Genomic DNA, 23,470 nt, shown 5'->3' on the forward strand with positions numbered 1-23,470 from the left:
AGAATGCGTCACCTATGAATGCGCTCGAGTACGTACCGGTCCCGGCGTTTGAAGACAATTACATCTGGGTCGTTTCCGACGGGCATCATGCGGTGGTCGTCGATCCGGGTGAGGCCGCCCCCGTGCGCGCATATCTGGCGAAACGGGGTTGGCGGCTGAGCGCTATTTTACTCACGCACCATCACCAAGACCATGTCGGTGGGGTGGCCGATCTGCTGAACGGCCAGGCCGTTCCCGTGTACGGCCCCGCTGGTGAGGCGATCCAGCATCTCACGCATCGTCTCAAAAACGGCGATCACGTGACGATTGCGGCCCCCGCACTCGAATTCAGCGTACTCGACGTGCCCGGGCATACGAGCGGCCACATTGCCTATTTCCAGGCGGCCGATCCGCGCGGCACGCCGCACGTGTTTTGTGGCGACACGCTGTTCGCGTGTGGCTGCGGCCGCTTGTTCGAAGGCACGCCCACGCAGATGCTGGCGTCGCTGGATGCGCTGGCCGCGCTGCCCGGCGCGACCGAGGTTCACTGCGCCCACGAGTACACCTTGTCGAACATCCGCTTCGCGCTCGCCTGCGAGCCAGGCAACGCCGAACTGCAAGCCTGGCGCGACACGGCGAGCGAATTGCGCGCGCGCCATGTGCCGACGCTGCCCACCACCATCGCCCACGAACGCGCCGTGAATCCGTTTTTGCGCGCCGACAGTCCGGCGATTCGCGCTACCTTGCAAGAGCAGTTGCACGAAAAAGTGTCCGATCGTTTGACCGCATTTACGCTGATGCGCGAATGGAAAAACCGCTTCCGTTGACCCGTTGAGCATCGGGGTGTTCCTCACGCGAAGAATCGCAAAAATTCGCCAAGCCTAAGATTTCCTTGATTTTTTTCGTAATTTTCCGATTGACGTAAACGTTGCCGTTTCGTACTATCGGCTGCAAATTCCAGCCCTTGTGGAAGCCGAGACGTTCATGCGATTTATCTTTAGTGCGTTGTTGGTCCTGACACTCGCCGCTTGCGCGAGTCAGGGACCGGCGACGAATAGCCCTACCACCGCAACAAACCCCGCCAGCCAGCAAGCCGTAGCCGACGCCCTTCGCAAGACAGCCACCGCCAAAGAGACGATCAACGTCGATCAAGGCTCGGTCAGTCAACTGACGAGCGCGGACGCCGATTTGTGGGGCCGTATTCGCCGTGGTTTTCAAATGCCGGATCTGCAAACCGACCTCGTCGACATGCAGGTCAACTGGTATGCGCAGCGTCCGGATTACGTGCAGCGCATGACCGAGCGCTCGCAGAAATACCTGTACCACATCGTCGAAGAGCTCGAAGCGCGCAATATGCCGACCGAGCTTGCCTTGCTGCCGTTCATCGAATCCGCGTATAGCCCGCAGGCGTTGTCGGTGGCGAAGGCCGCCGGCATGTGGCAGTTCATGCCGGGCACAGGCCGCACCTACAACCTCAAGCAGAACATGTGGCAGGACGAGCGCCGCGACGTGCTGGCTTCGACCAGCGCCGCGCTCGACTACCTGTCGCGTCTGCATGACATGTTCGGCGACTGGCAACTGGCGCTCGCCGCGTACAACTGGGGTGAGGGCAACGTGCAGCGCGCGATCGCGCGCAACGAAGCGGCGGGGCTGCCCTCCGACTACCTCAGCCTGCGCATGCCGAACGAGACGCGCAACTACGTGCCCAAGTTGCAGGCGGTGAAGAACATCGTGATGAACCCCCAGATGTACGGGCTCACGCTGCCGTCGATTCCAAATCACCCGTATTTCGTGACGGTCACGACCTCGCACGACATCGACGTGGACATGGCGGCAAAACTCGCGAATCTGTCGCCAGACGAATTCCGCTCGCTGAACCCGTCGTTCAGGAAGCCGGTGATTCTCGGCGCCACGCAGCCGCAAATCCTGCTGCCGTTCGATAACGCCAGCGCCTTCGAACGTAATCTGAAGGCCTATTCCGGCTCGCTGTCGTCCTGGACCACGTACACGGTCACGGAGCGCTCGGCGCCGGCGGCGATCGCGCAAAAGATCGGTGTCGATGCCGACACGCTGATGGAAGTGAACAAGATTCCGGCCGGCATGCGTTTGAAACCGGGTTCCACAATCGTGGTGCCGCGTGGTTCGGACGACGACGAAGACATCAGCGCCGACGTTGCCGAAAGCGCCGTGCTCGCCATGGAGCCCGATGTCCCCGACACCCGCAAGATGCTGATCCGGGTGCGCCGCAATCAATCCATGGCCGCCATCGCAGTGCGTTACGGCGTCTCGATCGGTCAATTGAAGGCATGGAATCACACGCATCGCGATCAGGTTTCGCGCGGCCAGGTGATCGTGCTGCACGTGCCGGTCGGCAAGGCGATGCCGAGCGAACCGGGTCCGGAGCGCATCGCGACTGACGTGCAGGGCGGCGGCGTCGAGAAGATCGGCACCCGTGTCACAGACACGAAGAACGATTCGCGCTACGATAAGAAAAAGGGTCGTGGCCGCTCCGCCGTGGTGAAGGTGTCTGAACCGGTGGATAAAGCGAGCAAGCCGACAACGTCCGGCGCCAGCAAGGGCAAGATGACGAAGGTGTCGGCTTCCACGTCCAGCAAGGCGTCGAAGGCCGCGGCAGATAGCCGCCAGAAGACCGTGGCCAACGCGAAGAAGGGTAAGTAGACCAAAAAGCGGCTCCACGGTAGTGACCACATGCGTTGCGGGGGCAGCGCATGAATTGCGCTCCGATCACGCACCGTGTTATTCCGACGCCGTCACCTTAGGGTGACGGCGTTTTTCATTCTGCAGATCAATTCAGGCGAATTTCGCTCATTTCATTTATCGTTCGTGCTCAGGCCTTGTCGGCCGCTCATTTCAAAGCTCATGTCGTCCACCCAGTTGCGCGTCTTTCTGCTGTTTTCCGCCGGTTACTTTGTTTCGTACGTGTTTCGCGGCGTCAATCTGGGCTTTGCGCCCTTCATCACACACGATCTCGGCTTGTCGGCCACGGATCTCGGTTTGCTCACCAGTCTGTATTTCCTCGGCTTCGCGGGCGCGCAGATTCCGGCGGGCGTCTTGCTCGACCACTTTGGCGCGCGTCGGGTGACGGCGGTCACCCTGCTATTTGCCGCGCTGGGAATCTGGGTGTTCGGCGCGGCGCACGGCGTTGGCGCGATGATGGTCGGGCGTTTGCTGATCGGCGTCGGCGTGTCCGTGTGTCTCGGCGCCGCCTTCAAGGCGTTGGCGCAGCATTTCGCGTCGGCACGGTTGCCGCTGATGAACGGGCTGGTGATGGCGATTGGCGGTTTCGGCGGTGTGATGGTCGGGTCTCCGCTCACGTGGGTGCTGGGCTTCGCCAGTTGGCGCGCCGTCTGCGTCGGCTTGGGCCTGCTGACTGTCCTGGTTGCGGTGGCGCAATGGACCCTCGCGCCGGACGCAAAAGAAAGCCACCACCAGGCAAGTCTCGGGGCCCAGTTCAAGGGCACTTTGCACATTTTGAAGAGCGCGGCATTCTGGAAGATCGCGTCGTTTTCGGTCGTCACGCAAGGCGTGTTCTACGCGATGCAATCGCTGTGGGTCGGCGCCTGGTTGCGCGACGTGCAGGGCTTCGAGCCGCGTGAAGCTGCCGCGCTCGTATCGGTTCTCGGCTTCGCGATGATGGCCGGCTGCGTGGGCTTCGGCGCGGCCGCGCGCAGCCTCGAGCGGCGCGGTGTCTCGCTGTACGTGTTTTGCGGCACCGGCATGGCGCTGTTCGTCGTCACCCAGTTGCTGATCATGTTCAATGCGCCGCTGCCCGCGAGCCTGCTGTGGGCGGCGTATGGGATCTTCGGCGGTACCGGGATTCTCAGCTACGCGGTGATGGCGCGGCACTTCCCGGCGCAGATGATCGGCCGGGTGAACACCACCCTGACACTGATCATCTTTCTGCTGATTTTCGGCTTCCAGATCGGCGTCGGCGCGGTGCTGTCGCACTGGCCGGCCAGTGGCGGACATTATCCGGCCGCCGCGCATCTCACCGCCTGGGGCATTTTGATGGCGCTGCAATTGTTGAGCGCGATCTGGTACGTATTGCCCGGCCGCACAGGGCTTCAACCGGTGCACGCGCGCGCTGGACGGCCGGTTTAAGGCCGTTGTGGATGGTTCGCCGGGTCGGGTCATATTCGCCGGCTCTATCCCGATTCTGGCCCGCACAAATTTTGTCGACCGGCTTCTGAGCCATGTGCAGCAAGACTTCGACCCGTTTGGGAGGAGGCTCTGCTACGCCGGCTCCCCATCTCGGATTTGGAGGGAAGGGTAGTTTCACGCTATAATTTCAAGGTTTGAGCTTATCAACCCGCACCCTAGCGCCTACCTCTCCCATACCGTTCATCCGCCGCGCGCTTTTGACGCCCCGCACCCCAGCCGATCCGTCCACACAATGGACCCATCGCGCCCCTTGCGACGTCACCAGCAGTACGCGAGCGAGTCTGCGCGCGCATCCTCGTCGATGCGTTTCGCTGCGGCTCGCAGTCGGATAGACAGGTCGGCAACAGGGTGTTCCCCAAGGAGTCTCCCGTGTTGCCGTCATTTTCTCCCGCTTTGCTCGCACTCGCCGACGGCACGGTCTTTCGTGGTTACTCGATCGGCGCCCCCGGGCATACGATCGGCGAAGTCGTGTTCAACACCGCTATCACCGGTTATCAGGAAATCCTGACCGACCCGAGCTACGCGCGCCAGATCGTGACCCTCACGTATCCGCACATCGGTAATGTCGGCGTGAATGCCGAAGACGTCGAAGCCACGAAAGTCCATGCCGCCGGCCTGATCATCCGTGATCTGCCGGTTCTCGCGTCGAACTTCCGCATGGAGCGCACGCTCCCGCAATACCTGAAAGACGAAGGCGTGGTCGCCATCGCCGGTCTCGACACCCGTATGCTGACGCGCGTGCTACGCGACAAGGGTGCGCAGAACGGCGCCATTCTGGCCGGTTCGGATGACGAAGCGAAGGCAATCGAACTCGCGCGCTCGTTCCCGGGTTTGTCGGGCATGGACCTCGCGAAGGTTGTGTCGACCAAGGAAAGCTACGAATGGACCCAGACCGAATGGCGTCTGGGCACCGGCTACGGCACGCAGAACGCACCGAAGTACCGCGTGGTCGCGTTCGATTACGGCGTGAAGTACAACATTCTGCGCATGCTGGCTGAGCGAGGCTGCCACGTCACCGTGCTGCCGGCGCAAGCTTCTGCTGCTGATGCGCTCGCGCTCAACCCGGACGGCGTGTTCCTGTCGAACGGTCCCGGCGATCCGGAACCGTGCGACTACGCAATCGCTGCGACTAAAGAGCTGATCGAACGCGGCATCCCGACCTTCGGCATCTGCCTCGGCCACCAGATCATGGGCCTCGCGCTCGGCGCCAAGACCCTGAAGATGAAGACCGGCCACCACGGCGCGAACCATCCGGTTAAAGATCTCGAAGACGGCCGTGTGGTCATCACGTCGCAGAACCACGGTTTCGCGGTCGACGCCGACACGCTGCCGGCCAATGCCAAGGTTACGCACATCTCGCTGTTCGACGGCACGCTGCAAGGCTTCGCGTTGACCGACAAGCCGGCGTTCTGCTTCCAGGGCCACCCGGAAGCGTCGCCCGGTCCGCACGACATCGCCTATCTGTTCGATCGCTTCACCGCGTTGATGGACACGAAGAAGGCCGGCAAGGCAACAGCGGCATAGGCAGCAGCGGGTGAGGCGTCCAGGCGACGCACGGCTCGTGGCGCGAACAGCGCCTCAGCGCACAAGCGAAGCGAGCCGCACACAACAGAGCGCGCGCAACGTATCAACGCAGCGCGCCGACGGAAAGAATTCAGGAATACATTAGCGAGAGCGTTATGCCCAAGCGGACAGACATTAAAAGCATCCTCATCATCGGCGCGGGTCCGATCATCATCGGCCAGGCGTGCGAGTTCGACTACTCGGGCGCGCAGGCATGCAAGGCGCTGCGTGAGGAAGGCTACAAGGTCATTCTCGTCAACAGCAATCCGGCGACGATCATGACCGACCCGAACACGGCCGACGTCACCTACATCGAGCCGATCACGTGGGAAGTGGTGGAACGCATCATCGCCAAGGAGCGCCCGGACGCGATCCTGCCGACGATGGGCGGCCAGACCGCGCTGAACTGCGCGCTCGATCTCCACGCGCACGGCGTGCTGGACAAGTACAAGGTCGAGCTGATCGGCGCCTCGCCGGAAGCGATCGACAAGGCGGAAGACCGTCAGAAGTTCAAAGACGCGATGACCAAGATCGGCCTCGGTTCGGCCAAGTCGGGCACCGCGCATTCGATGGAAGAAGCACTGCAGGTGCAGGCCGACATCGCGACGCAAACGGGCAGCGGCGGTTATCCGGTCGTGATCCGTCCGTCGTTCACCTTGGGTGGTTCGGGCGGCGGTATCGCGTACAACCGCGACGAATTCGAAGAGATCTGCAAGCGCGGTCTCGACCTGTCGCCTACGCGTGAGCTGCTGATCGAAGAATCGCTGCTCGGCTGGAAAGAGTACGAGATGGAAGTGGTCCGCGACAAGAAGGACAACTGCATCATCGTTTGCTCGATCGAAAACCTGGACCCGATGGGCATCCACACCGGCGACTCGATCACCGTCGCGCCGGCGCAAACGCTCACGGACAAGGAATATCAGATCCTGCGTAACGCATCGCTCGCCGTGCTGCGCGAGATCGGCGTGGACACGGGCGGTTCTAACGTGCAGTTCTCGATCAATCCGAAAGATGGCCGGATGATCGTGATCGAAATGAACCCGCGCGTGTCGCGTTCGTCGGCACTGGCCTCGAAGGCGACCGGCTTCCCGATCGCCAAGGTCGCGGCAAAGCTGGCAGTCGGCTACACGCTGGACGAGCTGAAGAACGAAATCACCGGCGGCCAGACCCCGGCATCGTTCGAACCGACGATCGACTACGTCGTCACCAAGATTCCGCGTTTCGCATTCGAGAAATTCCGCGAAGCCGATGCGCGTCTGACCACGCAAATGAAGTCGGTCGGTGAAGTGATGGCAATCGGCCGCACCTTCCAGGAATCGTTCCAGAAGGCGCTGCGTGGCCTCGAAGTGGGCGTGGATGGTCTCGACGAAAAGACCAATAACCGCGACGAGATCATCCGCGAGATCGGCGAAGCCGGTCCGGATCGCATCTGGTATGTCGGCGACGCGTTCCGTGTCGGTATGACGGCCGAAGAGATCTTCGAAGAGACCTCGATCGACCCGTGGTTCCTCGCGCAGATCGAACAGATCATCCTGAAGGAAAAGGCGCTGGCTGGCCGCACGCTGGCAAGCCTGTCGAAGGAAGAACTCAAGTATCTGAAGCAAAGCGGCTTCTCGGACCGCCGCTTGGCCAAGCTGCTCGGCGCGAAGCCGGCGGAAGTGCGCCAGCGCCGTATCGAGTTGAACGTGCGCCCGGTCTACAAGCGCGTCGACACGTGCGCGGCTGAGTTCGCCACGAAAACCGCCTACATGTACTCCACCTACGAGGAAGAGTGCGAAGCGAACCCCACGAACAACAAGAAGATCATGGTGCTGGGCGGCGGCCCGAACCGGATCGGCCAGGGTATCGAGTTCGACTACTGCTGCGTGCACGCCGCGCTCGCCATGCGCGAAGACGGCTACGAAACGATCATGGTCAACTGCAACCCTGAAACCGTTTCGACCGACTACGACACGTCCGATCGTCTGTACTTCGAATCGCTGACGCTCGAAGATGTGCTCGAAATCGTCGACAAGGAAAAGCCGGTCGGCGTGATCGTTCAGTACGGCGGTCAGACGCCGCTGAAGCTCGCACTCGATCTCGAAGCGAACGGTGTGCCGATCATCGGCACGTCGCCGGACATGATCGACGCCGCGGAAGACCGCGAGCGTTTCCAGAAGCTGCTGCAGGACCTCGGCCTGCGTCAACCGCCGAACCGCACCGCGCGTGCCGAAGACGAAGCGCTGAAGCTCGCTGAAGAAATCGGCTACCCGCTTGTGGTGCGTCCGTCGTACGTGCTGGGCGGCCGCGCCATGGAAATCGTCCACGAGCCGCGTGACCTCGAGCGCTATATGCGCGAGGCCGTGAAGGTGTCGAACGATTCGCCGGTGCTGCTCGACCGCTTCCTGAACGACGCGATCGAATGCGACGTGGATTGCATCTCCGATGGCGAAGCCGTGTTCATCGGCGGCGTGATGGAGCACATCGAACAGGCGGGCGTCCACTCGGGCGACTCGGCTTGCTCGCTGCCGCCGTACTCGCTGTCGAAGGAAACCATTGCCGAGCTGAAGCGCCAGACCGGCGCAATGGCCAAGGCGCTGAACGTGATCGGCCTGATGAACGTGCAGTTCGCGATCCAGCAGGTGCCGCAGGCGGATGGTTCGAAAGAGGACGTGATCTACGTGCTCGAGGTGAACCCGCGTGCCTCGCGTACCGTGCCGTACGTCTCGAAGGCGACCAGCCTGCCGCTCGCCAAGATCGCCGCGCGTGCGATGGTCGGCCAGACGCTTGCGCAACAGGGCGTGACGAAGGAAATCGATCCGCCGTACTTCAGCGTGAAGGAAGCCGTGTTCCCGTTCGTCAAGTTCCCGGCAGTCGATCCGGTGCTCGGACCGGAAATGCGTTCGACCGGTGAAGTGATGGGCGTGGGTCAAACGTTCGGCGAAGCGCTGTTCAAGTCGCAGCTCGCGGCAGGTTCGCGTCTGCCGGAGTCGGGCACGGTGCTCCTGACCGTGATGGACGCCGACAAGCCGAAGGCTGTCGAAGTGGCGCACATGCTGCACGAACTCGGCTACCCGATCGTCGCGACCAAGGGCACGGCTGCCGCGATCGAAGCGGCCGGTGTGCCGGTCAAAGTCGTCAACAAGGTGAAGGACGGCCGGCCGCACATCGTCGACATGATCAAGAACGGTGAAATCGCGCTGGTCTTCACGACCGTCGACGAAACCCGTGCCGCGATCGCCGACTCGCGTTCGATCCGCATGAGCGCGCAGGCGAACAAGGTCACGTACTACACGACGATGTCTGGCGCACGGGCCGCGGTTGAAGGTTTGCGCTATTTGAAGGACCTGGAAGTCTATGATTTACAAGGTCTTCACGCTCGCCTAAACTAAGGCTTCGAATACCTGTCCAAGATGTAAGTGCCGCGGTTAAGCGGCGTTCCGCAGGTGCTTTGGGCCCGGGTTTCCCCCGGTGCTCCGGCCCCCGCGGAATGCACTTAACCGCGGTGATTTTTTTTACGGCTGTTTTTTGCATAGAGTTGTTTATGAGCACTGTTCCATTGACTAAGCGCGGCGCGGAAATGTTGCGCGATGAATTGCAGCGCCTGAAATCGGTTGAGCGTCCCTCCGTGATCAATTCGATCGCGGAAGCGCGTGCCCAGGGCGATCTGTCGGAAAACGCGGAATACGACGCGGCGAAGGAAAAGCAGGGCTTCATCGAAGGCCGTATTGCCGAAATCGAATCGAAGCTGGCCGGGGCGCAGGTGATCGACCCGGCGGCGGTCGAGGCGGACGGGCGCGTGGTGTTCGGCGCGACGCTCGAACTCGAGGACCTCGATTCGGGTGCGAAGGTCAAATACCAGATCGTCGGCGACGATGAAGCTGACATCGACCACGGTCTGATCTCGATCAGCTCGCCGATCGCGCGCGCATTGATCGGCAAGTCGGAAGGCGACGTTGCATCGGTGCAAGCGCCGGGCGGCGTGCGCGAGTACGAAATCATCGCGGTTAGCTACGTTTGAAGGCGGCCCCGGTGTCCTTGATGCCGCATCGACTGTTCCGTCTGCTGACGGTGGTGTGGGTCGGTAGTCTGCTGACTATCGGCTATGCCGTCGCGCCGGTGTTGTTCACGTCGCTCGATCGCATGACGGCGGGCGCCGTGGCGGCGCAACTGTTTCGTATCGAGGGCGTGCTGGGCGCGGTGTGCGGCATTTTGCTGCTGGGTCTCGCGAACGTACTGGTGCGCCGGGGCAGCGACGCTTATCGTCGTTTGCGCTGGTTGATCGTCGGCATGCTGGTGTGCGTGCTGGTGGGTTACTTTGCGCTGCAGCCGTTCATGAATGCAATGCGCATTGCCGCGCTGGAAGCGGGCAGTGATGTCGGGCATTCGGCTTATGCAACGCGCTTTGGCATCCTGCACGGCGTATCCAGTCTGTTTTACCTGATCGAAAGCCTGCTGGGTGTGGTGCTGGTGTGGAAGCTGCCGGCGAGCGTCGGCATTGTGACCGCGGAGCAGGGCGCTCGCGGCGCTGCGGGGAAAGTAACCAGTTGAGTGGTATGGTTCTACCTTGCTTGAGCGGGTTTGCCTGCAGCGCTACCCAAATGGGCATCAAATAGGCATCGCCCAGCCCGCCTGAGCAGTTCACGCCAAGGTGCGGACACCGCCCGCACCCTCATCATTCGCTTACTTCGACGACTGATGCGCGCGCTTCGCGCTGGTCTGGCGCTTCTTGGCGCGCTTGATATTGCCGCCTTGCGTGACGCGTTCATTGCCGCGCACCACGACCGCTTTTGCCTTCGGCTTGCGCATCGGGATTTCGCTGGGCTTCACCACCGTGACCACGCGCGGTGCGCGGCCTTTACCCGGTTTGGCTTCGACAGCCGCTTCGCGGGCGCTCGGCAGGGCGCCGCGCTTGGCCTTGACAGCCGGTTGTGCTGCCGCTTCCGGCTTCCAGATCACCAGCAGCTTGCCGATATGCTGGATCGGCGCGGCGTTCAGCGTGTCGCAGATCTGTTCGTAGATGGCAATACGTTCTTCGCGTTCGTCGCCGAACACGCGGATCTTGATCAGTTGATGCGCGCCAAGGTGGACCTTGATTTCCGACAGCACAGCGTCGGTCAAGCCTTCGGCGCCGACGAGCACGACCGGTTTGAGCGCATGTGCCTGGGAGCGCAACTCGGCGCGTTGGTCGGAAGAGACTTTAAGGGCTGGCATGGAAAGTGGGAGACTCGACTAAAATGGCGGCACCTGCATTTCCGAGAGATTCGGCCAATAGCGCAGGGCGGCGCGTCAGAACAACAGAATCGCGGATGACTGCCAGTTTTGGCGGTGGCCGCGCGAATTAACCGCGTATTATCCCCTAATGCGCCACATTTCGCAGCAAGAGTTCACCTTTAATGGCAAAAAACAAGTTCAACACGGCGTGGTTGCACGATCACATCAACGACCCCTACGTCAAAATGGCGCAGCGGGAGGGCTATCGCGCCCGCGCAGCCTACAAGCTGAAGGAAATCGACGAGCAGGACAAGCTGATCCGGCCAGGCCAGGTGATCGTCGATCTCGGCTCGGTACCGGGCAGTTGGAGCCAGTACGCCCGCAACAAGCTCGCCAAGGGCTCGCAGCGCGACGCCGAGCGCGAGGGCGGCATCGACGGCACGATCATCGCGCTGGACATGCTGCCGATGGAACCGATCGCCGACGTCCATTTCATTCAGGGCGACTTCCGCGAAGACTCGGTTCTCGAACAACTCGAAGAATTAGTCGGGGAACGTCAGGTTGATCTTGTAATTTCGGATATGGCGCCCAACCTGTCGGGAGTAGCGGTCGCGGATGCCGCGCGAATCGAGCATCTGTGCGATATCGCGATGGAATTTTCGCAAAACCACCTGAAGCCGGATGGCGCCCTTTTAGTCAAATGTTTTCATGGCAGCGGTTACAGCCAGATTGTCGAAAAGTTCAAGCGCCAGTTCAAGGTGGTGGCGGCCCGCAAGCCGAAAGCCTCGCGGGACAAATCGTCAGAAACGTTTATTTTGGGTAAGCATCTGAAGCGGCCCGCATAGGTGCGCTGCAGGAAGGTTCCGCATCTGCCGATAATGTGCCTACAGCACTGGAAATTGGCGCTGAAATGGCCCGCTACGCTATTTGTGTGGTAGTGAAACCTTATGGCAGGGGTCTGCGGACTGGATTAGAATGCTTTCGTGGTGCCGCAAGGCAAATGTAGGCGCCCGTCTAAGTGAAGGAGTGGTGCTTTGAACAACAATATGTTTTCGAAAGCAGCAGTGTGGCTGGTTATCGCACTGGTGCTGTTTACGGTGTTCAAGCAGTTCGACAAGCCCCGTGTCCAGGAAGGCGTTTCCTATTCGCAGTTCATGGACGACGCGAAGAACGGCAAAGTCAAGAACGTCATTGTCCAGGGGCGGAACCTCACGGTCACTCCAGCAGACGGCCAGAAGTACCAGATCGTGTCGCCCGGCGACATCTGGATGGTCGGCGATCTGATGAAGTATGGCGTTCAGGTGAGCGGCAAGGCTGATGACGAACCGAATGCGCTGGTGTCCGCGCTGTACTACCTCGGACCAACGATCCTGATCATCGGCTTCTGGTTCTACATGATGCGACAGATGCAGGGAGGCGGGAAAGGCGGTGCGTTCTCGTTCGGTAAATCCCGTGCACGTCTGATCGACGAAAACAACAACGCTATCAATTTCACCGACGTCGCCGGTTGCGACGAAGCCAAGGAAGAAGTCTCCGAACTGGTCGACTTCCTGCGCGATCCGCAGAAATTCCAGAAGCTGGGCGGACGCATTCCGCGCGGCGTGCTGCTGGTCGGCCCACCGGGAACGGGTAAGACGTTGCTGGCGCGCGCTATCGCCGGTGAGGCGAAGGTGCCGTTCTTCAGCATCTCGGGTTCGGACTTCGTGGAAATGTTTGTCGGTGTCGGTGCGGCTCGTGTGCGCGACATGTTCGAGCAGGCCAAGAAGCATGCGCCGTGTATCGTGTTCATCGACGAAATCGATGCGGTCGGCCGTCATCGCGGCGCCGGCATGGGCGGCGGTAACGACGAACGCGAACAGACCTTGAACCAGATGCTGGTCGAGATGGACGGCTTCGAAGCGAATTCGGGTGTGATCGTGATCGCTGCCACGAACCGTTCGGACGTGCTCGACAAGGCGCTGCTGCGTCCGGGCCGTTTCGACCGTCAGGTGTACGTCGGTCTGCCGGACATCCGTGGTCGCGAGCACATCATGAAGGTTCACCTGCGCAAGGTGCCGATTTCGAACGACGTCGACGCAGCGGTGATCGCACGCGGCACGCCGGGCTTCTCGGGCGCCGATCTGGCGAACCTGGTCAACGAGGCAGCGCTGTTTGCTGCGCGTCGCGGCAAGCGCATCGTCGAGATGGCGGATTTCGAAGACGCGAAGGACAAGATCTTCATGGGTCCGGAGCGCAAGTCGGCCGTGATTCGCGAAGAATCGAAGCGCGCCACCGCGTATCACGAGTCGGGTCACGCGGTGATCGCCAAGCTGTTGCCGAAGGCTGATCCGGTGCACAAGGTCACGATTATTCCGCGCGGCCGAGCGCTGGGTGTGACGTGGCAGTTGCCGGAACATGACAACGAAACGTATTCGAAGGACTACCTGCTGGATCGCCTCGCGATCCTGTTCGGTGGCCGTGTCGCGGAAGAGCTGTTCCTGAACCTGATCAGCACCGGCGCGTCGGACGACTTCAACAAGGCAACGGCTACGGCCCGCGCCATGGTGGCTCGCTTCGGTATGACCGACGCACTCGGACCGATGGTCTACGTCGACGACGAAAACGACGCAACGCCGTTTGGCCGTGGCTTCACGCGGACCATTTCGGAAGCGACGCAGCAAAAGGTCGACGCGGAAATCCGCCGCGTGCTCGACGAGCAGTACAACCTCGCCAAGCGCCTGCTGGACGAGAACCGCGACAAGGTTGAAGCGATGACCGCCGCGCTGATGGAGTGGGAAACGATCGACGCCGATCAGATCAACGACATCATGGCAGGCCGTCCGCCGCGTTCGCCGAAGAGCTCGCCGCCGTCGGTTGGCGACGCCTCGTCGGGCGGCAGCCCGGGCACCGAGGTCAAGCCGGGCAGCGCGACCGCGCCGGCCTGATCGGCGACCAGTAGAAAGTGCGGGCCGGTGTGATTCACACCGGCCCGTTTTGCATTTATTCGTTTTACGTGATTGACCGCTACGTGTCGAAAGTCGAATTTCCATCTCTTCCCCTCCCCGAACCGCTGCAATGCGGCCGCTTCAAGCTGACCTTTGAACGCCCGTTGATCATGGGCATCCTGAACGTCACGCCCGACTCGTTTTCCGACGGCGGTCAGTACGCGATGCGCGGCGATGCGCTGCGCCAGGCAGAGCGCATGCTGCTCGACGGCGCGGACATTATCGACATCGGCGGCGAGTCGACCCGTCCGGGTGCGCCGCTCGTGCCGCTCGACGAAGAACTTGAGCGGGTGATCCCGCTGGTCGAACAACTGCGCGGCGCGAACGTGCCGTTGTCGGTCGATACGTACAAGCCGGAAGTGATGCGTCACGCACTGACCGCGGGCGCCGACCTGATCAACGATATCTGGGGCTTCCGGATGCCCGGTGCGGTCGACGCCGTACGCGACAGCGAATGCGGTCTGTGTGTGATGCATATGCTCGGCGAGCCGCAGACCATGCAGCTAGGTGAGCCCGTCTATGACGACGTGGTGAGCGAGGTGCGGCAGTTTCTCGAAGAACGGGTGGCAACCCTGAAGCGGGCGGGCATCGCTCGTGCTCGCATCAGCGTGGACCCGGGCTTTGGTTTCGGCAAAGCGGTGATCGAACACAATTACGCGCTGCTCGCGCACCTGCCGGACACGGCGCCGCGGGCCGAGCCGCCGTACCCCATTCTCGCCGGCATGTCGCGCAAGTCGATGGTCGGCGCGGTTGTCGGACGCCCGGCGCCGGAGCGCGTCGCGGGCAGCATCGCCGCAGCGGTGTGTGCTGCCGGGCGCGGTGCGGCAATTCTGCGCGTGCACGATGTCGCGCAAACAGTGGATGCATTGAAAGTATGGGCGGCCATGCGCGACGCGGCGAATCACAGCCGCGCGCGCGGCTGAACCCGCAAGCCAAGGAGGAACATAAAACATGGCACGTCGTTATTTCGGAACGGATGGGATTCGGGGCAAGGTCGGCGAAGGGCCGATTACGCCGGAGTTTGTATTGCGGCTCGGCTACGCTGCCGGCAAGGTGCTCGCGGGCGCGGACCGCTGGGCGAGAACGGGCGCACGGCCCACGGTGCTGATCGGTAAAGACACACGGGTGTCGGGCTATATGCTCGAAGCCGCGCTCGAAGCGGGCTTTTCCGCGGCGGGCGTCGACGTCATGCTGGCCGGGCCAATGCCGACCCCGGGTATTGCCTATCTGACGCGCGCACTGCGGCTCGCCGCGGGCGTCGTGATCAGCGCGTCGCACAACCCGTACTACGACAACGGCATCAAATTCTTCTCCGCCGACGGCAACAAGCTGCCCGACGAAGTGGAATTGCAGATCGAAGAACAACTCGATCTGCCGCTCGCATGCGCGGCCTCCGAGCAACTCGGCAAGGCGCGGCGCCTCGATGACGCTGCCGGCCGCTATATCGAGTTCTGCAAGAGCACCTTCCCGGCAGCGTTCGACTTGCGCGGCCTGAAGCTGGTGGTCGACTGTGCGCACGGTGCCGCGTACGACGTCGCGCCGCACGTGTTCCATGAACTCGGCGCCGATGTGATTCCGATCGGCGTCGCGCCGAACGGTTTCAACATCAACGACGGCGTCGGCGCGACCGCGCCGGACGCGCTGGTGCGCGCGGTGCGCGCGAACCACGCGGACCTCGGCATCGCGCTCGACGGCGACGCCGACCGGTTGCAGGTCGTGGACGCGGCAGGTCGCCTGTATAACGGCGACGAGCTGCTATATGTACTGGTCAAGGACCGGATGGCGACCGACGGCAAAGTGGAAGGCGCGGTCGGCACCTTGATGACCAACATGGCGGTCGAAGTCGCGCTGCAGGAAGCCGGCGTGAAGTTCGTCCGCGCGGCGGTGGGCGACCGCTACGTGCTCGAACAGTTGCGCGAACACGGCTGGCAGCTGGGCGCGGAAGGCTCCGGCCATATTCTCTCCCTTGACCGCCATTCGACCGGCGACGGCATCGTGTCGGCCCTGCTGGTGTTGGCCGCGATGAAGCGCAGCGACAAAACGCTCGCCGAACTGCTCCACGGTGTGACGCTGTTTCCGCAGAAGCTGATCAACGTGCGGATGCAGCCCGGCGCGGACTGGAAGGGCAGCGACGCGATCCGCCGCGCCATCAGCACGGCCGAGGCAGCGCTGAACGGCCGCGGCCGCGTGCTGATTCGGGCCTCGGGCACCGAGCCCGTTCTGCGCGTGATGGTGGAGGCGGAAAAAGTCGACGACGCGGTTCGCCATTCCGAAGCGATCGCTAACGCCGTGAAGCAGGCCACAGCCTAAGCCGCGTTTGACCTACGGCGGCGAGGGACGACCATGAGCGCGTCCCCGCTGCCGCACCCCTCCGCCGTACGCCTCTGCGGTACCCCTCTCCCCACACGCAAACGTTCGCGTCCTATTTTTTTCGTCTAATCTGTAAAACGACGCCCGCAACGCCGCTAAACCGGCGATTTGTCCGCGCGTGCGCCTTTCACCTTAGTAATCCCACTGTCACATCCGTTTCACGGTTAGTCACGTTACTGTCACAAAGAGACCCTAAGCTTCGCGGTGTTCGTGTTACTCGCTCACACCGCTCACACCCCTTGGAGGTCTCATGAAATTGATGCAAACCGTGTTCGCTGGCGTCGCTGGCGCGCTTTTCGCGATCGCAGCGCAAGCCGCAGACATCACCGGCGCGGGCAGCACCTTCGCAGCACCGATCTACACGAAGTGGGCCGATGCCTACCAGAAGTCGGGTGGCGGCAAGGTCAACTATCAAGGTATCGGTTCGTCGGGTGGCGTGAAGCAGATCGTCGCGAAGACTGTTGACTTCGCTGGTTCGGACGCTCCGCTGAAGGACGAAGACCTCGCGAAGGAAGGCCTGTTCCAGTTCCCGACGGTTGTCGGCGGTGTGGTGCCGGTCGTCAATGTGCCGGGCGTGACGCCGGGTGAACTGACGCTGTCGGGCGAAGTGCTCGGCGACATCTACCTGGGCAAGATCAAGAAGTGGAACGATCCGGCGATCGTTGCGCTGAACCCGAAGGCTAAGCTGCCGGATACCGACATTGCCGTGGTTCGCCGCGCCGACGGTTCGGGCACCAGCTTCATCTGGACGAACTACCTGTCGAAGGTCAACGCAGACTGGAAGTCGAAGGTTGGTGAAGGTTCGACGGTCAACTGGCCGACGGGTACGGGCGGCAAGGGCAACGACGGCGTCGCAGCTTTCGTGCAACGCCTGCCGGGCGCAATCGGCTACGTCGAATGGGCGTACGCGAAGCAGAACAAGATGACGTATGTCGGCCTGAAGAATTCGTCGGGCACGGTGGTCGAGCCGAAGACGGAAACGTTCAAGGCAGCGGCAGCGGGCGCGGACTGGTCGAAGTCGTTCTACCAGATCCTGACGAACGAACCGGGCAAGAACGCATGGCCGATCGTCGGCGCAACGTTCGTGCTGCTGCACACGGCGCAGGACAAGCCGGCGCAAGGTACCGAAACGCTGAAGTTCTTCGACTGGGCGTTCAAGAATGGCTCGCAAGCTGCGAACGATCTGGACTACATCTCGCTGCCGGATTCGGTTGTGTCGGAAATCCGCACGCAGTGGAAGTCGAAGGTGAAGGACGCTGCGGGCAAGCCGATCGCTGAATAAGCGACGCAGCTAGGCGCCGCAACTAAGCGACACAGCATGCAGTAAGCATGCAGCAATACATTGGCCGTCCTCATTCGAGGACGGCCAATGGCGTTACCCCGGCATTAGCCAGCATTGTCCGCCGCGCGACAAGTGTCGTACGGCAACTGGAAACAGGTCCATCAGGCTCTCATGTCCGATATCCAATTAGCGTCTGGCGCGGCGAAGTCGACACCGCCCGGCAGCACGTCGCAGCAGAAAGCGCCCAGCCGCGCCGGCGACGTCATCTTCGGCGGCCTTGCCCGTCTCTCCGCCATCGTCACCCTGTTGCTGCTCGGCGGCATCATCGTTTCGCTGATCGTGGCTTCGCTGCCGTCGATCAAGCAGTTCGGCCTCGCGTTCCTGTGGACCGCCGACTGGGATCCACCTAGCAAGCAATTCGGCGCATTGGTGCCCATCTACGGCACGATCGCGACCTCGCTCATTGCACTCATCATCGCGGTGCCCGTCAGCTTCGGCATCGCGCTTTTCCTGACCGAACTCGCGCCCGCGTGGCTGCGCCGTCCGCTCGGCGTCGCCATCGAACTGCTTGCCGCGATTCCGTCGATCGTCTACGGCATGTGGGGTCTGCTGGTGTTCGCGCCGATCTTCGCGACGTGGTTCGAAAAGCCGCTCGGCACGCTGCTCAGCGGCATTCCTATCGTCGGCGCGTTGTTTAAGGGCGCACCGATCGGCATCGGCATTCTCTGCGCGGGCGTGATTCTCGCGATCATGATCATTCCGTACATCGCTTCGGTGATGCGTGACGTGTTCGAAGTCACGCCGGTCCTGTTGAAGGAGTCGGCGTACGGCATCGGCTGCACGACCTGGGAAGTGATGTGGAAGATCGTGCTGCCCTTTACCAAGAGCGGCGTGATCGGCGGCGTGATGCTCGGCCTCGGCCGCGCGCTCGGCGAGACCATGGCGGTCACGTTCGTGATCGGCAACACCAATCTGCTCGATAACGTCTCGCTGTTTTCGCCGGGCAACAGTATTACCTCGGCGCTCGCCAACGAATTCGCGGAAGCGGATCCGGGCCTGCATACGTCGGCGCTGATGGAACTCGGGTTGATCCTCTTTGTGATTACTTTCATCGTGCTGGCGATCTCGAAGGTCATGCTGCTTCGCCTCGAAAAAGGGGAGGGCGCGAAATGAGCCAGCCCACCTTGAATATGCCGGGTTCGAACGACGCCGTCGCGCTCGAAGCGATGCGCGTGCGTCTGCAAGGCCGCCGCCGCGCGAAGAATGCCGTTGCGCTGACGCTGTCGCTCGCGGCCATGGCGTTCGGCCTGCTGTGGCTGGTGTGGATTCTTTATACGACGCTGCGCCTGGGCATCGGCGGCTTGTCGGTCGAATTGTTCACGCAATCCACACCGCCGCCGAACACCGATGGCGGTGGTCTCGCCAACGCGATCGTCGGCAGCGTGATGCTGGTTGCGCTCGCAACTTTTGTCGGCACGCCGATCGGCATTCTGGCGGGCGTGTATCTCGCCGAGTACGGGCAGAAGGGCTGGCTCGCCAGTCTCACGCGCTTCATCAACGACATCCTGTTGTCGGCGCCGTCGATCGTCGTCGGTCTGTTCGTCTACGCGCTCGTCGTGGCGAAGATGGGCCACTTCAGCGGTTGGGCCGGCGTATTCGCGCTCGCGCTGCTGCAGATTCCGATCGTGATCCGCACCACCGAGAACATGCTGAAGCTGGTGCCGAATGCGCTGCGTGAAGCCGCTTTCGCACTCGGTACGCCGAAGTGGAAGATGGTGATGTCGATCACGCTGAAAGCTTCGATCGCGGGCATTATCACCGGCGTGCTGCTCGGCGTCGCGCGCATTGCCGGTGAAACGGCGCCGCTGCTCTTCACCGCGTTGTCGAACCAGTTCTTCTCGTGGAACATGGACCAGCCGGTTGCGAACCTGCCGGTCACGATCTACAAGTTCGCGATGAGCCCGTTTGCGCAGTGGCAATCGCTCGCGTGGGCCGGCGTCTTCCTGATCACGCTCGCGGTGCTGGGACTGAACATCCTCGCGCGCACGATCTTTTCGAATAAGTAAGGGCGGAGTGTAATCCGATGAATATGGCAGAAACTCAACTCAATCCGGGCACGCGTCCCACGGCGCCCGCCGGTTTCGATCCCGCCCAAAGCGGCCAGGCGCAAGCCCCGTCGCGTCCGAAGATCGAAATCAACGACCTGAACTTCTTCTACGGCAAGTATCACGCGCTGAAGAACATCAATCTGCGGATTCCCGAAGGCAAGGTCACCGCCTTCATCGGCCCGTCGGGTTGCGGCAAGTCCACCTTGCTGCGCACGCTCAACAAGATGTACGCGCTCTATCCGGAGCAACACGCCGAAGGCGAGATCCTGATGGACGGCGAAAACCTGCTGACCTCCAAGCGCGATATTTCGCTGCTGCGCGCGCGGATCGGCATGGTGTTCCAGAAGCCGACGCCGTTTCCGATGTCGATCTACGACAACATCGCGTTCGGCGTGAAGATGTTCGAAACGCTGCCGCGTTCGGAAATGGACGACCGTGTGGAATGGGCGTTGACCAAGGCCGCACTGTGGAACGAAGTCAAGGATAAATTGGGCCAGAGCGGCTACGGTTTGTCCGGCGGCCAGCAACAGCGTCTATGTATCGCGCGCGGTATCGCGATCCGTCCTGAAGTGCTGCTGCTCGACGAGCCGTGTTCCGCGCTCGACCCGATTTCCACGGGCCGCATCGAAGAACTGATCGCCGAATTGAAGAGCGATTACACGGTTGTAATCGTGACGCACAACATGCAACAGGCCGCACGCTGTTCGGACTACACTGCCTATATGTACCTCGGTGAACTGATCGAATTCGGCGACACCGAAAAGATCTTCATCAAGCCGGTCCGCAAGGAAACCGAGGACTACATCACTGGCCGCTTCGGCTAAGCCGCCGCGCAAAAACAACGGAGTACGACATGTCCGATAAACATCTGTCCAGCCAGTTCGACGCCGACCTGAACCTCGTTTCCTCGAAGGTGCTCGAAATGGGCGGCCTGGTCGAATCGCAGATCGTCAACGCGATGATCGCGCTCAACAACTTCGACCTCGATGTGTGCGAGCAGGTGATCGCCGCTGAAGACCGTCTGAACACGATGGAAGTCGAGATCGACGAAGAATGCAGCAACATCATCGCGCGCCGCCAACCGGCCGCACGCGACTTGCGCCTCCTGATCGCGATTTCGAAGACCATCACGAATCTCGAGCGCGCCGGCGACGAAGCCGAAAAAATCGCCAAGCGCACCAAGCGTCTGATGGAAGACGGCGCTTCGCGTAGCATCAATATCGCCGAGATCAAATTGTCGGGCGAAATGGCGGTGTCGATCCTGCGCCGCGCGCTGGACGCCTTTGCGCGTCTGGACACGGTCGCCGCCGCGCAGATCATGCGTGACGACAAGGCGATCGACGAAGAATTCCGCGCTTTCGTTCGCAAGCTGATTTCGTACATGACTGAAGATCCGCGTTCGATTTCGGTGGGCCTCGATTTTCTGTTCATCGCCAAGGCGATTGAACGGATCGGCGACCACGCGAAAAACATCGCCGAATTCATCATCTACATCGTCAAGGGCACCGACGTGCGGCACAAGTCGCGCGACGCGCTCGAACGCGAAGCACTCAGTTAATCAGTTATAAGGACCAGAGGTGCCGATGCCCAGCAGCATTCTCGTCATTGAAGATGAGCCCGCCATTTCCGAACTGATTTCGGTCAATCTTCAACACGCCGGACACTGCCCGATTCGCGCGTACAACGCGGAGCAGGCGCAGAACCTGATCAGCGACGTACTGCCCGACCTCGTGCTGCTCGACTGGATGTTGCCGGGCAAGTCGGGCATCGCGTTCGCTCGCGATCTGCGCAACAACGAGCGCACCAAGCACATTCCGATCATCATGCTGACCGCACGTGGCGATGAGCAGGACAAGGTGCTCGGCCTCGAAATCGGCGCCGACGACTACGTCACCAAACCGTTTTCGCCGAAGGAACTGATGGCGCGCATCAAGGCGGTGTTGCGCCGCCGCGCGCCGCAGTTGACCGAAGACCTGGTGGCGATCAACGGTCTGAAGCTCGATCCGGCAACGCACCGCGTCGCCGCGCACGCCGAAGGCAGCGAGATCAAGCTCGATCTCGGCCCGACCGAATTCCGTCTGCTGCACTTCTTCATGACGCACCCGGAGCGCGTGCACAGCCGCACGCAACTGCTCGATCAGGTGTGGGGCGACCACGTGTTCGTCGAAGAACGCACGGTGGATGTGCACATCAAGCGTCTGCGCGCGGCACTCAAGCCGGCCGGGTGCGATGCTATGATTGAGACGGTACGCGGCAGCGGCTACCGGCTCGCGAAGAGCGCCTGACTTTGCGCGGTAGCGCGAGTGGCGGTGCTTGAGCCACGCGCGTTATAGATGTCGCATAGGCCACGTACGCCACATAGGCCACATCGGTTACGTTAGGCGCCGCGATTTCAGATCCCGGCGTGGACGGTTTTCTCTTCGATCGCTAGAACATGAACATCATCTGGGCGCGCTCCATCGTGTCGGTCGTGCTGCTGGCTGTTCTGTGCGTGGTGGTCGGCGCACTCGTGAACGTCAAGGCAGGGCTGGTCCTCGCGATTGTCATGCTGCTCGCGCAGAGCTTCTTCAGCACCTTCCACAAGCAGCGTTTGTGGCGCCTGCTCGACGCTCCGGTCTACGGCGAAGTGCCGAGCGCCCCCGGCATCTGGGGCGAAATCTACTACCGTCTGCATAAGCTTGCGAAGCGCTGGCATGCGCAGGTGCGTCAGGTCGAACAACAGCATTCGCGTTTCATCCAGGCGATCCAGGCGTCGCCGAACGGCGTGGCGATGCTCGACGATCACGATCAGATCGAGTGGTGCAACGCGATCTCCGAACTCCATTTCGGACTCGATGCGAAACGCGATCTGCGCCAGCACATCACACATCTCGTGCGTCAGCCCGATTTCGTGCGCTATCTGAATTCGCAACGCTACGAACAGATGCTGATCATGCGCGGCATGGGCGAGAAGCGCCAGAACGTGCTGTCGGTGCAGGTGTTTCCGTATGGCGAGAATCGCAAGCTGGTGCTGTCGCAGGACATCACCGAGCTGGAGCGTACCGACGCGATGCGGCGCGACTTCGTCGCTAACGTGTCGCATGAATTGAAGACACCGTTGACCGTATTGTCGGGTTTTCTCGAGACGATGCGGGAACTGCCGTTGAGCGAAGCCGAGCGCGGGCGCTACCTCGAACTGATGGAGCAGCAAGCTTCGCGCATGCGGCATATCGTCAACGACTTGCTGGTGCTCGCGAAGCTAGAAGGCGACAACAAGCCGCCGAGCGATCAGATGATCGATATGCGCGCTGTGCTGCGGCATCTGCGCGACGACGCGCAAAGCCTGTCGAGCGACCATCACAAGATCGTGTTCGACGCCGACGAAGGGCTCACGGTAACCGGCGTTGAAACGGAAATTCTCAGTGCGTTGGGCAACCTCGTGACCAATGCGATCCGCTATACGCCGGACGGCGGTGCGATCAGGGTGAGTTGGCAGGCCAACGGCGGCTGTGCGGTTTTTTCGGTCACGGACAGCGGCTTGGGGATTCCAGCCGCGGACATTCCACGTCTGACCGAGCGTTTCTATCGCGTTGACCGCAGCCGCTCGCGCGATACGGGTGGGACGGGCCTCGGTCTCGCCATCGTCAAGCATGTGCTGCAACGGCACGATGCGCAGCTCGACGTGAAGAGCGAAGAGGGACGTGGCAGCACGTTCACCGTGCGTTTCCCGGTGTTTCGCACGGCGCGTCGGCAACCGGCGCCGGTTTGAAAACGTTGGCCTGAAAAAATGCCCGCCTGTAACAAGACAAGGCGGGCTTTTTTCATGTGCA

At 61.7% G+C, this 23,470-nt stretch carries 19 protein-coding genes; 18 read left to right on the top strand and 1 reads right to left on the bottom strand.

Annotated elements, in window-relative coordinates; all coding sequences use genetic code 11:
* Window positions 1–14 precede the first annotated feature (14 nt).
* The 7 genes from gloB (at window position 15) to M0D64_RS14965 (ending at window position 10,254) form a co-directional block, all read left to right on the top strand.
* Window positions 15–806: a hydroxyacylglutathione hydrolase gene (gene gloB / locus M0D64_RS14935; protein ID WP_266258256.1), complete on the top strand. Its 792-nt coding sequence runs from the start codon at window positions 15–17 to the stop codon at window positions 804–806.
* Between the two features lie 157 nt (window positions 807–963).
* Window positions 964–2,658, top strand: coding sequence for a transglycosylase SLT domain-containing protein (locus tag M0D64_RS14940; protein ID WP_266258257.1), 1,695 nt, complete (start codon window positions 964–966; stop codon window positions 2,656–2,658).
* 201 nt (window positions 2,659–2,859) lie between these two features.
* The gene (locus M0D64_RS14945) at window positions 2,860–4,101 is read left to right on the top strand and encodes a nitrate/nitrite transporter (RefSeq protein WP_266258258.1); all 1,242 of its coding nucleotides are present in this window, start codon (window positions 2,860–2,862) and stop codon (window positions 4,099–4,101) included.
* A gap of 429 nt (window positions 4,102–4,530) precedes the next feature.
* Window positions 4,531–5,685, top strand: a complete 1,155-nt coding sequence (gene carA, locus M0D64_RS14950) for a glutamine-hydrolyzing carbamoyl-phosphate synthase small subunit (protein WP_054036255.1) — start codon at window positions 4,531–4,533, stop codon at window positions 5,683–5,685.
* Window positions 5,686–5,840: 155 nt separating this feature from the next.
* Window positions 5,841–9,095 (top strand): carbamoyl-phosphate synthase large subunit, encoded by a 3,255-nt coding sequence (gene carB, locus M0D64_RS14955; RefSeq protein ID WP_266258259.1) that lies wholly within the window; start codon window positions 5,841–5,843, stop codon window positions 9,093–9,095.
* 152 nt (window positions 9,096–9,247) lie between these two features.
* Window positions 9,248–9,724 (top strand): transcription elongation factor GreA, encoded by a 477-nt coding sequence (gene greA / locus M0D64_RS14960; RefSeq protein WP_054036257.1) that lies wholly within the window; start codon window positions 9,248–9,250, stop codon window positions 9,722–9,724.
* A gap of 20 nt (window positions 9,725–9,744) precedes the next feature.
* Window positions 9,745–10,254 carry a DUF4149 domain-containing protein gene (locus M0D64_RS14965; protein WP_154565268.1) on the top strand — a complete coding sequence of 170 codons (510 nt, stop codon included), beginning with the start codon at window positions 9,745–9,747 and terminating at the stop codon, window positions 10,252–10,254.
* Between the two features lie 132 nt (window positions 10,255–10,386).
* Here the strand turns inward: M0D64_RS14965 and M0D64_RS14970 are convergent, their stop codons facing one another.
* Window positions 10,387–10,917: a YhbY family RNA-binding protein gene (locus tag M0D64_RS14970; RefSeq protein ID WP_063496816.1), complete on the bottom strand. Its 531-nt coding sequence runs from the start codon at window positions 10,915–10,917 to the stop codon at window positions 10,387–10,389.
* Between the two features lie 182 nt (window positions 10,918–11,099).
* Between M0D64_RS14970 and M0D64_RS14975 the strand changes: the two genes are divergently transcribed.
* From M0D64_RS14975 to phoR, 11 genes are all read left to right on the top strand, one after another.
* On the top strand, window positions 11,100–11,762 hold the full coding sequence (locus tag M0D64_RS14975; protein WP_054036258.1) for an RlmE family RNA methyltransferase: 663 nt from the start codon (window positions 11,100–11,102) through the stop codon (window positions 11,760–11,762).
* Between the two features lie 189 nt (window positions 11,763–11,951).
* Window positions 11,952–13,841, top strand: a complete 1,890-nt coding sequence (ftsH, locus tag M0D64_RS14980) for an ATP-dependent zinc metalloprotease FtsH (protein ID WP_074282683.1) — start codon at window positions 11,952–11,954, stop codon at window positions 13,839–13,841.
* 83 nt (window positions 13,842–13,924) lie between these two features.
* Complete coding sequence (gene folP / locus M0D64_RS14985; protein WP_266258260.1) at window positions 13,925–14,824, top strand: dihydropteroate synthase; 900 nt, start codon at window positions 13,925–13,927, stop codon at window positions 14,822–14,824.
* Between the two features lie 28 nt (window positions 14,825–14,852).
* A complete protein-coding gene (gene glmM / locus M0D64_RS14990; protein WP_266258261.1) occupies window positions 14,853–16,211 on the top strand; it encodes a phosphoglucosamine mutase in 1,359 nt (452 codons plus the stop codon).
* A gap of 310 nt (window positions 16,212–16,521) precedes the next feature.
* Window positions 16,522–17,553, top strand: coding sequence for a phosphate ABC transporter substrate-binding protein PstS (gene pstS / locus M0D64_RS14995; RefSeq protein WP_154565265.1), 1,032 nt, complete (start codon window positions 16,522–16,524; stop codon window positions 17,551–17,553).
* Window positions 17,554–17,724: 171 nt separating this feature from the next.
* Window positions 17,725–18,726, top strand: a complete 1,002-nt coding sequence (gene pstC, locus M0D64_RS15000) for a phosphate ABC transporter permease PstC (protein ID WP_154565264.1) — start codon at window positions 17,725–17,727, stop codon at window positions 18,724–18,726.
* A complete protein-coding gene (pstA, locus tag M0D64_RS15005) occupies window positions 18,723–19,619 on the top strand; it encodes a phosphate ABC transporter permease PstA (RefSeq protein ID WP_154565263.1) in 897 nt (298 codons plus the stop codon). The genes pstC and pstA overlap by 4 nt, the downstream gene beginning before the upstream one ends.
* A gap of 17 nt (window positions 19,620–19,636) precedes the next feature.
* On the top strand, window positions 19,637–20,485 hold the full coding sequence (pstB, locus tag M0D64_RS15010; protein WP_154565262.1) for a phosphate ABC transporter ATP-binding protein PstB: 849 nt from the start codon (window positions 19,637–19,639) through the stop codon (window positions 20,483–20,485).
* A gap of 29 nt (window positions 20,486–20,514) precedes the next feature.
* Entirely contained in the window at window positions 20,515–21,219 is a 705-nt protein-coding gene (gene phoU, locus M0D64_RS15015; protein ID WP_054036271.1) for a phosphate signaling complex protein PhoU, read from the top strand.
* Between the two features lie 25 nt (window positions 21,220–21,244).
* Window positions 21,245–21,946, top strand: coding sequence for a phosphate regulon transcriptional regulator PhoB (gene phoB / locus M0D64_RS15020; RefSeq protein WP_028199153.1), 702 nt, complete (start codon window positions 21,245–21,247; stop codon window positions 21,944–21,946).
* Window positions 21,947–22,095: 149 nt separating this feature from the next.
* A complete protein-coding gene (gene phoR / locus M0D64_RS15025) occupies window positions 22,096–23,409 on the top strand; it encodes a phosphate regulon sensor histidine kinase PhoR (RefSeq protein ID WP_154565261.1) in 1,314 nt (437 codons plus the stop codon).
* Window positions 23,410–23,470: the final 61 nt, after the last annotated feature.

The organism is Paraburkholderia sp. WS6 (assembly GCF_030464835.1).
Classification (GTDB): Bacteria; Pseudomonadota; Gammaproteobacteria; order Burkholderiales; family Burkholderiaceae; genus Paraburkholderia; species Paraburkholderia madseniana.

Excerpts from the sequence above, each read along its gene's own strand:
- carB (WP_266258259.1), top strand. The coding sequence starts at position 5,841 with ATGCCCAAGCGGACAGACATTAAAAGCATCCTCATCATCGGCGCGGGT.
- phoU (WP_054036271.1), top strand. The coding sequence starts at position 20,515 with ATGTCCGATAAACATCTGTCCAGCCAGTTCGACGCCGACCTGAACCTC.
- phoB (WP_028199153.1), top strand. The coding sequence starts at position 21,245 with ATGCCCAGCAGCATTCTCGTCATTGAAGATGAGCCCGCCATTTCCGAA.
- pstS (WP_154565265.1), top strand. The coding sequence starts at position 16,522 with ATGAAATTGATGCAAACCGTGTTCGCTGGCGTCGCTGGCGCGCTTTTC.
- phoR (WP_154565261.1), top strand. The coding sequence starts at position 22,096 with ATGAACATCATCTGGGCGCGCTCCATCGTGTCGGTCGTGCTGCTGGCT.
- glmM (WP_266258261.1), top strand. The coding sequence starts at position 14,853 with ATGGCACGTCGTTATTTCGGAACGGATGGGATTCGGGGCAAGGTCGGC.
- greA (WP_054036257.1), top strand. The coding sequence starts at position 9,248 with ATGAGCACTGTTCCATTGACTAAGCGCGGCGCGGAAATGTTGCGCGAT.
- M0D64_RS14975 (WP_054036258.1), top strand. The coding sequence starts at position 11,100 with ATGGCAAAAAACAAGTTCAACACGGCGTGGTTGCACGATCACATCAAC.
- pstC (WP_154565264.1), top strand. The coding sequence starts at position 17,725 with ATGTCCGATATCCAATTAGCGTCTGGCGCGGCGAAGTCGACACCGCCC.
- M0D64_RS14970 (WP_063496816.1), bottom strand. The coding sequence starts at position 10,917 with ATGCCAGCCCTTAAAGTCTCTTCCGACCAACGCGCCGAGTTGCGCTCC.
- pstA (WP_154565263.1), top strand. The coding sequence starts at position 18,723 with ATGAGCCAGCCCACCTTGAATATGCCGGGTTCGAACGACGCCGTCGCG.
- pstB (WP_154565262.1), top strand. The coding sequence starts at position 19,637 with ATGAATATGGCAGAAACTCAACTCAATCCGGGCACGCGTCCCACGGCG.
- M0D64_RS14965 (WP_154565268.1), top strand. The coding sequence starts at position 9,745 with ATGCCGCATCGACTGTTCCGTCTGCTGACGGTGGTGTGGGTCGGTAGT.
- M0D64_RS14945 (WP_266258258.1), top strand. The coding sequence starts at position 2,860 with ATGTCGTCCACCCAGTTGCGCGTCTTTCTGCTGTTTTCCGCCGGTTAC.
- gloB (WP_266258256.1), top strand. The coding sequence starts at position 15 with ATGAATGCGCTCGAGTACGTACCGGTCCCGGCGTTTGAAGACAATTAC.
- M0D64_RS14940 (WP_266258257.1), top strand. The coding sequence starts at position 964 with ATGCGATTTATCTTTAGTGCGTTGTTGGTCCTGACACTCGCCGCTTGC.